The sequence below is a fragment of the Staphylococcus simulans genome (genome assembly GCF_003043455.1).
GTDB classification, from domain to species: domain Bacteria; phylum Bacillota; class Bacilli; order Staphylococcales; family Staphylococcaceae; genus Staphylococcus; species Staphylococcus simulans_A.
Genome location: NZ_PZGG01000140.1, coordinates 1 through 397 on the forward strand (window position 1 = coordinate 1; position 397 = coordinate 397).

At 36.0% G+C, this 397-nt stretch carries 1 protein-coding gene; it reads right to left on the reverse strand.

Annotation, left to right across the window (positions count from 1 at the left end; translation table 11 throughout):
- Nucleotides 1-126 precede the first annotated feature (126 nt).
- Nucleotides 127-397: IS30 family transposase (locus tag BU038_RS12585; protein ID WP_206749395.1), on the reverse strand; the 271-nt coding region annotated here is incomplete at its 5' end.

Below are 397 nucleotides of genomic sequence, written 5' to 3' on the forward strand. Positions count from 1 at the left end.
ACGTAAATCATATAGTAGAGTTCAAGAAAGGTGAAAAAATAATAAAATATATATAAATTTATTGCATGAATAATAATAAAAATAATGATTCTAAATTGCAATTACAAGTTAGCCACCCTGACAAATCTAGTTCATATAGAATCCTAGGGATTCACTCAGTATGTTCTCCTTGATTAGCTCCTTCAAAAACACTTCCATTGCTGACTGTCCATTTAGTATCTTACGTGGATATCTGTTCATCCATTGCTGGATTTTATGGACGGTAGAAGCTATTACAGTTGAGATGTGGATACCTGTAGGAATATGCCGGCGAATAAATCTGTGCTGATTGTCTTTCGTCCCTCGTTCCCAAGAGGCATAGGGGTGAGTGAAGTAGACTTCAGATAATCCCTTGAGG